Origin of the sequence: Pedosphaera parvula Ellin514, from assembly GCF_000172555.1 — a bacterium.
GTDB lineage: Bacteria > Verrucomicrobiota > Verrucomicrobiia > Limisphaerales > Pedosphaeraceae > Pedosphaera.
The window spans coordinates 48,208-62,419 of the sequence record NZ_ABOX02000030.1; the positions used below are offsets into that span (position 1 = coordinate 48,208).

The following is a 14,212-nucleotide window of genomic DNA, read 5'->3' on the forward strand; positions in this document are numbered from 1 at the left end:
CGTGAAAGCGGCATAAGCCCTCACGACGTTGTCATTCTGGCCGGTAACCGAACCATTATTTGGCATCTCTCCCTTCAAATACAGCGGCCGGGTTCAGTTCTGATTAGAAGGAGACATGCTTACTTCTTCATGATGTCAGGTGCAAATTCAAAGCCATGAGGCGCCGGACCGTAGCCATTGCATTGTTAACCATCTTTGGGATGGTGACCGCCAAGGTGCGATACTTCGCCGCTCGCTCTCTCGCTGAGCCTAATGGAAATTCCCAACCCGCCATTCCCGCCCTCATCCAATCTCTTCAGGACAAAAATGAATTTGTCCGCATGGCTGCTGCCTTTGCCTTGGGCAAATTCGGCAGAGGCGCAGCAAGCACCAGATCTGCCCTCTTGCCGCTGTTAAAAGACCCTAACACTGACGTCCGCGCCTGTGCAAACTCGCCCTCCAACAAATCGACGCAGACGAAATTGTCATACAGGCGAAAAAATGACGGCTGGCTCTGGAAACCACTGGCCTTTGCCAATTCTTTACTAAAACTTAATCCCCAAAGTGGAATGAATCTGCAATTCATTCGGTGTTACCCCCGCCGCTGGCCGGGTGTCATATAAATCAATCAGGCTTAGATTCAGCGAAAGGTTTTTATCAAGGCCTCTGAGAAGGTGGATTCAAAACGGATGCGATAATGGTCGATGTTGTTTACCTGATGAAAATTCGAACTTTTCCACCAGGCTCATTCGTTGATTGATTTTCCAATTAACATTTTCGGCCAGGCGCGCGCGTAAAAATTCAGGCTCCTGGTGTTGTCCACTCAAGCGTTGGCTGCACCGGCCAGATGGGGCGTTCACCCCCATGTCACGGTTTTGGTTGTAGGATAGCATGAAGGCGGGCGAGTTCCGTGAGGTCAGGATGCGCCATCAAACATCAGGCCCGAGCCCGCCATTTGACAGGGATTAATATGGCCGACAATACTACCGATGTGTTCCAGGAAAACCGGGTTGATGCCCAGCACTGGCCCAAGGAAAATCAATGGCAACAAACCGAAGCTGACAGGCAGGAGATGTTAAAGACCTGCAAGGAGAACGCCGCGGGTGATCCTGAGTTACGGCGGGCGCAATCCCCTGAAGAAAGAACAAAAGCCAGAATCGGTCACCACTCTGAAGCTGCCGCCGGAATTCCCGCAATTCTCAAGACTATGCAGTACGGCGTTGACGAAATGGGCGTGGATCACACTGTCAAAACGCTCCTTAAAATAAATCAAAAGGATGGCTTTGACTGTCAAAGCTGTGCGTGGCCAAGCCCGGATGGGAAGCGTCACATGGCTGAATTCTGCGAGAATGGGGCCAAGGCAGTCGCATCAGAGGCAACGACACGCCGGGTCACGCCGGAGTTCTTTCAAAAATGGTCGCTGGATCAACTGGCCGGGCAATCCGATCACTGGCTTAACGAGCAGGGGCGCATCACACATCCAATGATTCTGCGGGCAGGCCGGCGTTACTATGAACCGATCGAGTGGACCGATGCCTTTGCGCTCATTGGGGAGGAATTAAACCGGTTGGCTTCACCGGATGAGGCCGCCTTCTACACTTCGGGGCGCACGAGCAACGAAGCCGCTTTTCTCTACCAGCTCTTTGCCCGCCAGTTTGGCACGAACAATCTGCCGGACTGTTCCAACATGTGCCATGAGTCCTCCGGGACTGCCCTGGTTGAGAGCATCGGCGTGGGGAAGTCCACGGTGACGTTCAGCGATTTCGACAAAACGGACCTGATCTTCATCATCGGCCAAAACCCGGGCACCAACCATCCACGCATGTTGACCACGCTTGAACACGCGAAGCGGAACGGTGCAAAAATCATTGCGATCAATCCATTGCCGGAAGTCGGGTTGATGCGTGTCAAGAACCCCAACCCCCAGGAATATCCCAATCCGCTGACCTATCCCGTGGACCTCGTAGTGGGAAAAGGCTTCAAGCTTGCCGACCTTTTCCTGCAAGTGCGCGTCAATGGCGACGTCGCAGTGCTTAAGGGCATCATGAAAGGGATATTGGAAGAGGAGGATCGGCGTCCGGGACAGGTTCTCGCTCATGAGTTCATCAAGCAATATACGGCTGGGTTCGACGACTTTGCCGCCGATCTAAGGCGCACGAACTGGGAGGAGATTGTGGAGCAAGGCGGAGTTCCAAAAGATAGGATTGTTGAGGCGGCTCAAATGATGGCAGCTGCAAAACGCATGATTGGCTGCTGGGCCATGGGGTTGACCCAGCACAAGAACGGTGTCGACAACGTGCAGGCAGCCATCAACCTGCTGCTGCTGGGCGGCCATATGGGAAGGCCGGGTGCTGGTGCTTGTTGCATACGCGGACATTCCAATGTGCAGGGCGACCGGACCATGGGCGTCTGGGAGCGGATGCCCAAGGGATTTCTTGATGTTCTGGGACGGGAGTTCAACTTCACACCGCCATCAAAGCATGGATGCGACACGGTGGATACGATCAAGGCGATGCACCACCGCGCGGTCAAGGTATTCTTTGCCATGGGTGGAAACTTTCTCTCCGCCACACCGGACACCTGTTACACCGCCGAGGCGTTGCGCCGCTGCCGCCTCACGGCCCATGTTTCGATAAAACTGAACCGTGCGCACCTGGTTACCGGAGAACAGGCGCTGATCCTGCCATGCCTTGGCCGGTCGGAGAAGGATCGCCAGGCTGCGGGCGAACAGTTCGTGACGGTCGAGGACGCGTTGAACGTCATCAGTTCATCCCGCGGGGTGATCGAGCCCGCCTCACCCCATCTGCTGAGTGAACCAGCCATCGTGGCCGGATTGGCGAAAGCCACGCTGGGCAAGCGGAGCACCGTGGACTGGGATGCCCTGGTGGCGAATTATGACCGCATCCGTGACCATATCTCGCATGTGATTCCCGGCTTCGAGAATTTCAACCAGCGAATTCACGCTGATATTTTTTACCTGCCCAACGCGGCACGCAATCGCGTGTTCAAAACCAAAACCGGAAAGGCAAATTTTGTCGTGCACCAGATTCCGCACCACAATCTCAAACCGGGTGAGTTCCTGATGACCACAATTCGAAGCCATGACCAATTTAACACCACCATTTACGGGCTCAACGACCGGTACCGTGGAGTCTATGGCGGACGGCGCGTGGTCTTTCTAAATGCGGAGGATCTCAAGGAGGCCGGTCTGAGCTCGGGACAATTGGTCGATATCATCAGCCGCTTCAACGACGAGCAACGAATTGCCTGCCATTTTCAAGTGGTGCCCTACGAAATCCCCAGGCGATGCGCGGCGACCTACTACCCGGAAACGAATGTTCTGGTGCCGGTCAGCAGTGTTGCCGACAAGAGCAACACGCCCGTCTATAAATCAATCCGTGTTGTTTTAAGATCCTCGCAACAACAATCTGCTTGAGATGAACACCTCAGCAGGAAACACGCTGTGGCAACAACGACGATGCATTTCGCATCGTTTCATCACTTCCTCCTCACCACATCCTCTGGATTCACCATGAACTCAAACGGCAGCGGCTGGTTGCCGACAATCTAAACCGATAGCGACTTTACCCCTCAGGCACAGTAAGACCAGGTTTTCCTTTTCGCGTCCTGCTGCTGCTGTCATCATTCAGGAAAGGCAACCTATGACATGAGCAGCTGCTCCGATGTGAGTTGAACCCTCAAAACTGGATGCGAATGCAAATTAGTATTGAACTTAAGGAGCAAGTCCGCACTGTCTGGCTGGCCATTCGTTTTCTCATCTTCGGCCTACTCGGATTTTGGTTTGCCACCGCATGCAGTTCGGCGTTTCTCAGCACTGTTTATGATTCCCCAGTTTCCGAGTCGGGCGCCTTGATTTTCATGCCGATCTTCATCTGCCTCGGTGCGCTCATGATGCTGTTTGGTTTTAATGCCTGGCGACGCTGGGATTGCTTTTGGGTTTTTCTCAGTCTCCACGTTTCTTTTTTATATGCCATATGGGCTTATGAGAGGACGGAATCTGATAAAGCAAAGATGCTCGGCTCAATGCTCATCGTGGCTGCTGGTGTCCTGCTTGCCTGGATTAAATCTCGAAGCCACCACCAACAACAGGCCAGTCAGCAGCCACCAGACAAAAACGAAGTTTTGCGGCGACGCATTCGGCTCGGAGTTTCAGTGGCGCTGGCCGGAATTATCTTTTTCCTGGCCCTTCCTCATCGACCGGACATTTCCGGCATAAAGGTTGTTGGCTCTCTATCGCCCGCTGCCGTCCGGGAGATCATGGGCAATTATGAAATAAGTCAAAACTTTCAGATGCGTCGCAAAATATTGGCTGATCTTCATCAGCGGGAGATTAAGAAAGCCTTCTCCGATTGGCGCAAGGTCAGATATACAAGGGTGGACCGGATCATTGACAATCCTGACGGCACCGTCACGCTCATGTCTGCCATCTCCATACCCGGTGAACCTCTCGTCTTTCTGCCTCCCACTTTAATGAGCGGATGGACTTGCCCATTGGTCCAGCACCCGGAAAAATACCAATTCAACAGCCAAATAAAGTTCCTGCGCCCTGAACCGCCTCTCACGTCTGCTCCAGATCAATCCATTTATCCAAATCAGGCAGTCTTGCCTCGGTCAATAAATCCAACAACTTCTCCGGATCTTTTTCCGTGATCACCAGCTCCCGATGCACGGAGCGGATAAACTTCTCCGTCACCGCATGATCCAGGAATTTAAGAAAGCCATCATAAAATCCATCCACATTTAATAATCCATGCGGGTTGCGATGCTCTCCAAGTTGCGCCCAGGTCAGCACTTCGCAAAATTCCTCCAATGTTCCAAACCCTCCCGGCAACGCGATGAAGGCATCGGATAGGTTTACCATCACCGCCTTTCGTTCGTGCATCGATTGCACCACGCGCAAGTCCTTTAGCCCAAGGTGCGCCACTTCTTTGGCTACGAGCGCCTCCGGGATGACACCAATAACATTTCCGCCCGCTTCCAAAACCGCATTGGCAATCGTTCCCATCAGGCCAACCCTTCCGCCGCCGTAAACCAGTTCTATTCCCCGTCCCGCCAGTGCTTTACCCATCGCCTCGGCGGCATGCTCGTAGGATTGCCGTGCCCCGCTGCTCGACCCGCAATAGACGCAAACCCGTTTGAAGTCCATAATGCATCTGTACCACCAAGTGTCGATTCGGGCAAAGAAGAAGCGTTACAGAATGGCAACCTTTGAATTAATAACCTGTCGTCATGTTCACGCTCATCATGCGTGGCGCGACGCGGCCCAGCTCCTTGCCCGATTTGTCATAAACCATTCCAAGAAGTTGATACGCTCCGGGCGCTGCAAGGTCATACGACCATTCTGCCCTGGCCCGTTGGAAATTTCCTATTCTCTCAATGGTTTCCACCGTGCCAGGAAACTCGCCTAATTTCCTGCCGTCCAAACCCATGACGCGAAACATTACCTTGCCGATTTCTTCACAATTCGGCGGCAAAGCCATGTAACCGGTCACCATGGGACGCGCAGGCTGGCCCCACGCCACGTCGCAACGGATGGGCATCTGAACCGCAGCGCATTGTTTCCAATACTGCGGCTCCATTTTCTCAACGAACTGAATTTTGCCCAGGCTCGCCGGTTGTTGCACCGAAAGCGGGCTGCCATAAGCAAAGGCGCGATACAACCGCTTCCCGCCATCGCTATAACAAGCTTCCGCGTCCAATGCGATTACCGTGCCTATCTTTGGTTTGAATCCCGGAAAATTCGTCCACGGCAGCTTGAATTCCACATCCATCCCCACACTGGTACGTTTCGCGGCGACTTCCACGCCGATCTTTTTGATCGCATCCAAATAGCCGGGGCGCAGGCAGAAGCGACCCTGCACATTCGTTCCCTTCAATCCGGTCCAATAGCAATGCACCGCACCTTGTTCCCACTTCGTGCTGCGAGCGTTCTCGTCCTGGCGAGGGTCGAAATACCATTCCACCGCATCGCCTTCCCACAAATGGGCGTCATCGGCAATGTTGGCCGGATGCTCATCCAAGGTTCTCAGCGCGGCATAAAAAGCCTCGTCATCCCACATGTAAAAGAACTGCGCGGGTCGATTCTTCTGGTCGGCATTGAAATATTCCACCGGCGTGCAGAAGGCATCCTTGAACTCCGAAAGATCGCCATCAATTTTCATCTCCTTCGGCGCGCGCGTCGCCAGGCCGCGCACGCCCTCAGCTAGTTTGATGGGCGAGTCAGCAGCGTGGGTTAAGGTTGAGCCGAGGGCAAATCCGGCGATGAGAAGTGAATACACAACGCCCCTATAAAAGAGATTCGTGTTCATGGCTTCAGGTGATTGACGTCCATAGAACGCCTGTCATTCAATCCATGCAAGCCCAAAGTGCAGGGCGAAAAAACACGCATCACCAATCAAGGCATCCTGAGCCAAAATGTTTCAGACAAACCGGTCATGACAAATAACCATCACCAAAAAGAATCTCATTTATTGAGCCCGTCGTGGGAGGCTCCCGGCGCGCTATCTTCTCTTTCTCTCCGTCAAATCAAAATGGGAGAAGGTTGGGATGAGGGGTATAATCGCTCGCTCCGTTTCCGACATTCATTTTGAAGGACATTATAAACTAAAACTACCCGCATTGAAAACGGGCAATGCGGGTAGTTTAAAATGATCGGACTCCGTGTCGAGAGAAATTGTGTGGCGGCTAAAATTCTGAGGGTGGAACGCATTTATATGCGTCCGCCTTGGCTCAATGCCTTGGTTCCTAAAGAATTATCGGTCTCCTATTTCATTGGGTCCATCACCCGACCCATGAACAGAATGCTGCCTGTTCCGTTATCGCGAATCACAAACAAGAAGGGGTGATCGGCAAAGAATCCCTTGGGCCCTGGCTTTCCAGTATTGCCAAATGCAACACCGGCCATCGTAACCGCTGCCGCTTCGGTCTCTGTCTCGTTCACCTCCACGAATGATTTGTGCAGCACCTTCGAAAGGTGAAGTTCGCCAGAACTCATCATTCCCCTAAAGTCCGCCTTGGAACAAAAGGCATCGTGCAACCCCATCTCTCCCAGCGTGCTGTTTAGATCAAACTCTTCATCCATTTTGAATTTTGGTAGTTGAATGGCTACCTCTTGATCGTGCATCTGGCTTATCCAAGAGGAAAGACTTTGCGTTGTGATGAAGGATTCAAGGTCCGGAAGCCCATCTCTGGCGCTAGGAAGCAGAATTACCATGGACAGCTTGCGACCGGCATACGGCAGCTTAAGGGCTTTTAGCTTTGGATTTTCATAATAGTCGAAGTGTTCCTGCTGATACATCATTTGTGCGGTTACGGAGCCTTTCTTTCCAAAATAGAATGGATTTGGCATGGTCACTTCCTTAGAGAAAGGAGTTGCCCATGCTCCTTTAAAGTAAACCGCGTTGACCAGTACTAATGCCACTGCCCGGTCGAGTGCTTCCGGTTGCAAAATTGTCTGAATTCTGCCCTCGGTCTTTTTGGCCACCCAACCGTTTAGCTCATCACTGGCGAGCTGTGCTTGCGTGCCGAAATCAAACCGCATTGCGTCCGCTTGATATGTTTTATTGAGGCAATCCAGGAATTCCTTGCTAAAAGGCATTCCTTTTTGGGCGAGCAGGGCATTGGCAACCTTTAGGGTAACGCCCGGTTTTTTGTTCAACTCCTTTTGCAATTCACCAAAGCCTGTATGCAACGCGGCTTGATTCGTGCTGAAATGCAGGGTCTTTGCCATTTGCTTCTCGGTCTCACCGCGCGCACCGGCATAGGCCATTCCTAAACAGGTCGATACGCTGTAGGGGGAAAAGAAGAGATTGCCTTCCTTCGATTTGAGTTTGCCATAAAGCTCCAGGGCAAACGCATTATTCTCCTGAACTAATTCCGGAATGGCATTGGTGGTTTCTGATTTTACCGGGACGCTGGCGAACATTACACCAGTCAAAATCCCTAGCAGGGTTAGGTTCTTATACATTGACATTGTTTTCGTGGTTTACTTCGTAGGATCAATGACCCGGCCCATGAACAAAATGCTGCCGGATTTCCTCTCACGGATCAGGAATATAAAGGGATGATCGGCTCGAAAAGTCGGCGGAGGATCTAAATCCATTCCGTTTGACATCATATGAACAGACGAAGCGGCGGCTTCGGTTCCGTCTTCGTTTACATCGGCGACCGCCTTGTGAAATACAGCGGAAATATGAAGATCTCTGGCTCCATCCATGCCTGAGAAATCGGCATCATGTGCGCTAAAGGCCTTTTGCATGCCCATGGTTTTTAAGCATTCAGAAAGTTCTGCCCCAAAACTCAGTTTGAATTTAGGAATGAATACATCCACATGTCGCCCTCGCATGCCGGAGGTGAGATGCATCAACGTTTCGGCGCTCAGCTTTGCTTCCAATGCCTTGAGACCATCTTGCTTCCGGGGCAGTAAGATGAGCATCGAGAACTGTCCTTCCGTATAAAACAGTTCCGTTGCCTGAAGGTCTTCGTCCTGGTAGTAGGGAAAGCCCTCATTTTTATGCATCATTCTCACGTCCTTGCTTTCGCCTTGAGCAATGGTGAAGGGCTGTTGAGTGGTTGAGGCTGGATAGAACCGAAACATCCACCCACCTTTGAAGTGAACGGTGTTAACGAGGGCGATTTGCGTCAAATCGTCCAAGTCTCGGGGTTGTACTATTTCTCTAATTTTGCCCGAGGTTTTGTCCGAAACCCATTCGTTGATTTCCTTGCAGGCAGAGACCTTTTCGGTGCGGAAATCTACCTGTTTGACGAAGGCATGGTATGATTGGGTAACGATATTCTGAAATCCTTGGGAAAGTGGCTGGCCCTTTTGGACATAAATCGCGTTGGCAATCTGTGCATCCTCTGGTGTTGAGTTTCTCAGCAGCTTTTCCAAACCCTTTTCGTCAAAGTCACTCAGCAGTTGGCTGAACTGTGCATGAAGCTGGTTCTGATTTGTACCAAAGTGCAACGTCTGTGCCATTTGCTTTTCGGTTTCGCCACGAGCGCCGGCATAGGCCATTCCCAAAGATGTTGAAATGCTGAGGGGCGAGAAGAAGAGATTGCCATCGCGGGACTTTAGTTTCCCATACAGATCGAAGGCAAAGGCGTTGTTTCCTCGCACGAGGTCCGGAACAGCATTCGTGGGTTCAGATTTGATCGGCAAACTGGCGAACATCAAACCAGTCAAAATCCCTAGCAGGGTTAGGTTCTTATACATCTTTTTCGTGGTTTACTTCGTGGGATCAGTGACCCGGCCCATGAACAAAATGCTGCCGGATTTCATGTCACGAATGAGAAAAAGAAACGGATGATCGGCGCGGAAGGTGGGTGGCGCGTGCACTGCTGCGGTTCTCGACATCGTGATGCCAGTTGCTGCCGCGGCTTCGGTTCCCTCTTCATTGACCTCCACAAAGGCTTTATGAATCACCGAGGAAATAAAAAGATCGCGGGTGCCATCCATGCCCGAGAAATCGGCTTTGGCGGTAAAAGCATCGGTCATGCCCATGGCCGCAAGCGGTTGACCAAGCTCGAATCCTGCGTTGATTTTGAATTTGGGCAGGAACACATTGACCTCCGGGCTTGCGGCTTGAGACAGCCAATCGCTCAGCTCCTTCGGATGCAGCATGGATTCCAACTTCTGAGTCCCTTCGACCTCCTTGGGCAATAAAACCACCATCGAAAGTTCATTTCCTTTGTAAGGCATTTCCAAAAGCTGGAAGTTGCCGCGGTCAGCGAATTTGAACCGGGATTTCAGGTTCATCAGCTGTGCCTGAACTTTTTGGCTGGATGAAATCGAAAAATCAGCCGGGGCCGTCCTGCTCTTGTTAAACTGCGTTGCCCATTGACCTTTGAAGTAAATGGCGTTTACAAGGACCAGCTTCGTCATTGCGTCCAGCGCACCGGAGGGGATGATCTCCTCAATCTTGCCGTTGGTTTTTTTGGAGACCCAATCGTTGATTTCCTTGCGGGCGGATTCACTTTGGGTGCGAAAATCAACTTGGTTCACCCGTGCATCATAGTTTTGCTGCGCGATTTGGAGAAAAGCCGGAAGGAAAGGATGCCCCTGTTGCGCCCACAAGGCATTGGCCACATTCAATTTGATGCCTTGCTGCTTCTCCGCTTCGTTCAATTGCTTCTGAAGAGTCGCAAATCCAGCGTGGAGTTGAGCCTGATTGGTGGTGAAATGAAGGGCTTTGGCCATCTGTAGTTCCGTTTCCCCACGCGCTCCCGCGTAAGTCATGGCCAGGCAGGTGGAAATGCTATACGGAGAGAAGCAGAGATTTTCATTTTCCTTGCCGGCATTGACGCGGGAGTAAAGGTCAAAGGCAAAAGTGTTGTTTCCTTGGACGAGCTTCGGAACGTTGTTTGTGGATTCTGCTTTGATTGGTAAAGCCATGATGAGCGCTCCTGTGGTTACCAAGACATTGAATAGGCTTTTAAAAGCATTCTTCATATTTGTTGTTAAGTTTATTGGATCCATCACCGGCCTATAAGCAAAATGCTCCTCCTCGCCAGGCATCCCTTCCAGCAAACCATAAAAGCTCAAGCTCCCTCGCCAAAATCGACTTCATAATCGGTTAGACGAAAAGCGTGCTCCAATACTCCCGATTTTTCAGTCTTAGGACGGATCGACACAATTTCAGCACCCTTTTCCTGGTGGCTGTCAGGAACTGCATCAGCGAAAGTAGACATTCTTATCCTTGGACTAGTTGCCTGGATCCATCACTCTGCCCATGAACAAAATGCTTCCCGTTCCACAATCACGCACAAGGAAAATGAAAGGATGGTCGGCTCGGAGTATGGCTGGGCCAACATGTTCAACCATCGACTGCGCGGTATAGGCGAGGCGTGTGATAAAGGATGCCTCAGTCCCTTGTTCGTCAACCTTCACAAAAGACTTATGGAGAGCTGTGGATATCCGTAGCATTTTTGTTCCGTCAATCCCTGAAAAGTTGGCCACCCCAGTAAAAGCGTCCATTATCCCTAGCTTTTTGAGCTCTGGAGCCAGTTCAAGGCCGGATTCGAATTTAAAACGGGGCAAAAACAGTTCCACCTCAAGATATTCAGCATCGTGTTCCCATTTCGAAAGACTCTTTGTGTTCACCGCCGCTTCCAATTTGGCCAATCCATTAACATCTTTAGGTAATAGGATGAGCATGGATAATTTGTAATTCGTGTACGACAGCTCAACGAGTTGCACCGTGTCATCCTCAAAGAAGTGGTAGCGATGTTTATTCTTCTGATGCATCATCTGAACATCTTTTGTCCTTCCGTCAGCCAGGTGAAAAGCAGCGGTTTTGGTTTCCTTGGCATCAAATGGGACCTCCCAATGGCTGTTTAGATAGAGGACATTCACCAGCACTAGTGATGTTAATGAATCTAGTTCTCCTTCGGCCAAAATGTTGGTGATCGTGCCTCTCGTTTGTTGGCCAGCCCAGCCGTTGATTTGTTGGCGTGCAGCTTCTGACTGAGTAGCAAAATCAACCTGTTTTATGCTGGTCTCGTAATTCGTCGCGTGTTCAAGGAACGATGGAAGAAATGGGTGCCCTTTCTGAGTCCAGAGAATATTGGCCATGTGTAGATCGATGCCCTTCTGTTGCTCTGCGGAGGTTAATTTTTTTTGTAATTCACCAAACAAGGAGTGCAGCTTGCTTTGGTCGGAGTTGAAATGAAGCACTTGGGCTATCTGTCGTTCCGTTTCCCCATGTGCACCGGCATAGGCCATGGCGAAGGCGGTAGAGATGCTGTAAGGAGAGAAACAAATATTACCATCCCTGGATTTCAGTTTGCCATAGAGCTCCAATGCAAACGTGTTGTTCCCGTTTACTTGTTCGGAAAGGAAATGACAAGAGCTTTTTTGTCGGCTGGACTTAAAGGAACGCCGCCATCGGGATGCTTCGCGAGATTGGGGTCCAAGGTGACGCTCCGTTGCATTCCCGTGCTGTAGTGTTCGATCACTTCTTCCAGAGTTTTGAAGCGACCGTCGTGCATGTATGGCCCGGTGAGTTCGACGTTGCGGAGAGAGGGAACAGCGAACCTGGCTTTATCGGCTTCATTATGAGTCACTTCGTAACGGCCAAGGTCCTGGAAGGTTGAATCCAGGCCATTGTTGGCAAAGCCGTGCGTGGAAAAGAACGGGCCGCTGTGGCAATGGAAACAATCGGCTCCGAACTGGCCCCGCCGCGGATCGTATTCCGTCATGAACAATTCGAAGCCTCGTTTCTCTTCGTCAGTAAAAGTTTCCTTTCCTTCCAAGGCCCGATCAAACCGGGAGTTGAATGAAACCTGGGAAAGGAGAAATTGCTCGAAGGCGCGTGCCAGGCGGTCACTGGTGATTTCAGGAGTACCGAATGCGCGCTCGAAGAGCAGCGGATAGAGCCTGGTGCTGGCGAGTTTTTTAACAGCGTTGGCTGCAGATTCGTGCATTTCGATTGGATTCTCAATCGGCTTGAGGGCCTGCTCACGGAGCGAAGCGGCGCGGCCATCCCAAAAAAAAGATTTTTTCCAGGCAAGATTGAAAATGGGCATGGCGTTGCGAGTTCCCATTTTGCCCTCGGCACCGGCGCTGGCGCGCTGGCCGCGATCGGCAAAGGCAGCTTCCGCCCGATGACACGAGGCACAGGATTGCGAGTTGTTGATGGAGAGCAGTTTCTCGTTGAACAGTTGATGGCCGAGTTCAACGCCTTCTTCCGTAAGTGGATTATCATGCGGAAGATCTGGAATGGGAAATTGGGAAGAGATCGTGAAACGATAGGGAGTGGCTTTCGAGGCAGTTTGGCCATCGGGAGCAGGGTTGACGGCAGCAACGGGTGCGGGAGCAGGGTTGTGAGCCGGGCCTTTCGTAATCGATGCGGTGAAGGCACCTTCCATTTTTTGCTTCAACCGGGCTGCCAATTCGTCTCCAGCGCGCGAATGTGTGGTGGAGGTGTCTTCCGACATTTTGAAGTTCAGCAGGTCATTTAAATTAAAGGCAAGGGTCAGATTTTGATCCTGCTCTAAACTTAGATTTACGGGGACCTCGGCCGTCATCAGCATGGGATCATTGCCGAGGTGAAACGAATAACCGCTGAGTTTGCCATCAGAGGTTTGCCAAGCACCTTCCCAGGCAAAGAAGACATAACCGCCGGTCCAGCCCCAATGCATTCCATTTAGGTTGGGATTGAGGGGATGATGGGGAGCATACTGGGCCGGGTTGGAATGATTGATCGCCGGGTGGAGGCCGATGTGAAAGCGGATGCGGTCGTAAGTGCCGGTCGGAAGATTTTTGAGTTCAAAGTCCGAAAGATTCTCGTGAAGACTGATGAAGGCTTGGGAATTGGTTGGTTGAACCCAGGTTCCATCGACGCCACGGAAAGCAAAATCTGAGAGCAGCAAATCCAGTCGCGTTACTGACAGCGTTTGGCCGCTGGCATTGGTCAGGGAGAAGGAGTCGAAAGAGAGTGGCAGTGAGTTGTAGCTGGGGCTGATTTGGATGTGCAAATTGCGGGTGGGATTTGGAGCCGAGGCGACGTAGCCAAGGCTCCAGATGAACAGGAGGCATCCGGAAAGGAAGGTGGCAAAACTTCTTACTGCGTTACTTATTTGAGATGACGGCGGTTTTTTCATCGGTGTAATGATTAACGCTTCAGAGCAATATGCACCGGGTTTGTGAGGGGATTGTTTCGCGGGAGGAGAAGAATTGTTAAGAGATTGTAAAGGTTGGCAGGTTTAAAGGCAAAAGTCGGAACTCTTTTGTTGATTAAGCTGCGGATTGGGACGAAAAAAGGAGGGTTTATGAATGAAGTTCGCGGGCGGAAAATATTCAGCGGCACCTTTTGGATTTTGCTGCTGACCCTGTGCGGTGGCTGTAGTGCGTTTTGGAAGCGCGACCGACAGATGGTTGATTTTATAAAGCCCGGAATCACCACCAAAGCCGAGGTGTTGGAAAATCTGGGACAGCCGCTCTGGGTGGAAGAAGGGGGGCTGGCTTACCTGTGGAATCCTTCGTGGGGTGCCTATCCGCATCGCAGAGCGAGCAGCAGGTCGAACTATAAGAGGTCTACACAGAGTGGCAGTCAGCACGAGGGAAGACATAATGTGGATCGTGAGTATGCGGTTTTTTGCGTGGCGTTTGATTCGCGCGATCACGTTTCGGAGAGTGAATTCCTGCAAGTCGGTGATGGTTCAGCAGATGATGAGGTAGCCGCCTGGTTTCATAAATCGCCATAAATTTCGA

Annotated in this window: 11 protein-coding genes and 1 pseudogene; 4 read left to right on the forward strand and 8 right to left on the reverse strand. The window is 51.4% G+C overall.

Annotated features, from left to right (window positions below):
• Positions 1-155: 155 nt before the first annotated feature.
• The 3 genes from CFLAV_RS36575 (at position 156) to CFLAV_RS20410 (ending at position 4,650) form a co-directional block, all read left to right on the forward strand.
• Positions 156-602: a HEAT repeat domain-containing protein gene (locus CFLAV_RS36575; protein WP_007416716.1), complete on the forward strand. Its 447-nt coding sequence runs from the start codon at positions 156-158 to the stop codon at positions 600-602.
• 449 nt (positions 603-1,051) lie between these two features.
• Positions 1,052-3,415, forward strand: coding sequence for an FdhF/YdeP family oxidoreductase (locus tag CFLAV_RS20405; RefSeq protein ID WP_040549610.1), 2,364 nt, complete (start codon positions 1,052-1,054; stop codon positions 3,413-3,415).
• Positions 3,416-3,693: 278 nt separating this feature from the next.
• Complete coding sequence (locus CFLAV_RS20410) at positions 3,694-4,650, forward strand: hypothetical protein (protein WP_007416718.1); 957 nt, start codon at positions 3,694-3,696, stop codon at positions 4,648-4,650.
• Here the strand turns inward: CFLAV_RS20410 and CFLAV_RS20415 are convergent.
• From CFLAV_RS20415 to CFLAV_RS34265, 8 genes and pseudogenes are all read right to left on the reverse strand, one after another.
• A complete protein-coding gene (locus CFLAV_RS20415; RefSeq protein ID WP_007416719.1) occupies positions 4,559-5,146 on the reverse strand; it encodes an LOG family protein in 588 nt (195 codons plus the stop codon). The genes CFLAV_RS20410 and CFLAV_RS20415 overlap by 92 nt on opposite strands.
• 67 nt (positions 5,147-5,213) lie before the next feature.
• On the reverse strand, positions 5,214-6,308 hold the full coding sequence (locus tag CFLAV_RS20420) for a sugar-binding protein (RefSeq protein WP_007416720.1): 1,095 nt from the start codon (positions 6,306-6,308) through the stop codon (positions 5,214-5,216).
• A gap of 455 nt (positions 6,309-6,763) precedes the next feature.
• Positions 6,764-7,966 carry a serpin family protein gene (locus CFLAV_RS20430; protein ID WP_040549594.1) on the reverse strand — a complete coding sequence of 401 codons (1,203 nt, stop codon included), beginning with the start codon at positions 7,964-7,966 and terminating at the stop codon, positions 6,764-6,766.
• Between the two features lie 18 nt (positions 7,967-7,984).
• A complete protein-coding gene (locus tag CFLAV_RS20435) occupies positions 7,985-9,214 on the reverse strand; it encodes a serpin family protein (protein ID WP_007416723.1) in 1,230 nt (409 codons plus the stop codon).
• Positions 9,215-9,226: 12 nt separating this feature from the next.
• Positions 9,227-10,450, reverse strand: coding sequence for a serpin family protein (locus CFLAV_RS20440; RefSeq protein ID WP_063816446.1), 1,224 nt, complete (start codon positions 10,448-10,450; stop codon positions 9,227-9,229).
• An 89-nt stretch (positions 10,451-10,539) separates the two neighbouring features.
• The gene (locus CFLAV_RS35645) at positions 10,540-10,689 is read right to left on the reverse strand and encodes a hypothetical protein (RefSeq protein ID WP_007416725.1); all 150 of its coding nucleotides are present in this window, start codon (positions 10,687-10,689) and stop codon (positions 10,540-10,542) included.
• A gap of 13 nt (positions 10,690-10,702) precedes the next feature.
• A pseudogene (locus CFLAV_RS20445) lies at positions 10,703-11,806 on the reverse strand (serpin family protein); the annotation flags it as partial.
• 14 nt (positions 11,807-11,820) lie between these two features.
• Complete coding sequence (locus CFLAV_RS34265) at positions 11,821-13,602, reverse strand: MbnP family protein (RefSeq protein WP_007416727.1); 1,782 nt, start codon at positions 13,600-13,602, stop codon at positions 11,821-11,823.
• A 168-nt stretch (positions 13,603-13,770) separates the two neighbouring features.
• Between CFLAV_RS34265 and CFLAV_RS20455 the strand changes: the two genes are divergently transcribed.
• Positions 13,771-14,205, forward strand: a complete 435-nt coding sequence (locus CFLAV_RS20455; protein ID WP_007416728.1) for a hypothetical protein — start codon at positions 13,771-13,773, stop codon at positions 14,203-14,205.
• Positions 14,206-14,212: the final 7 nt, after the last annotated feature.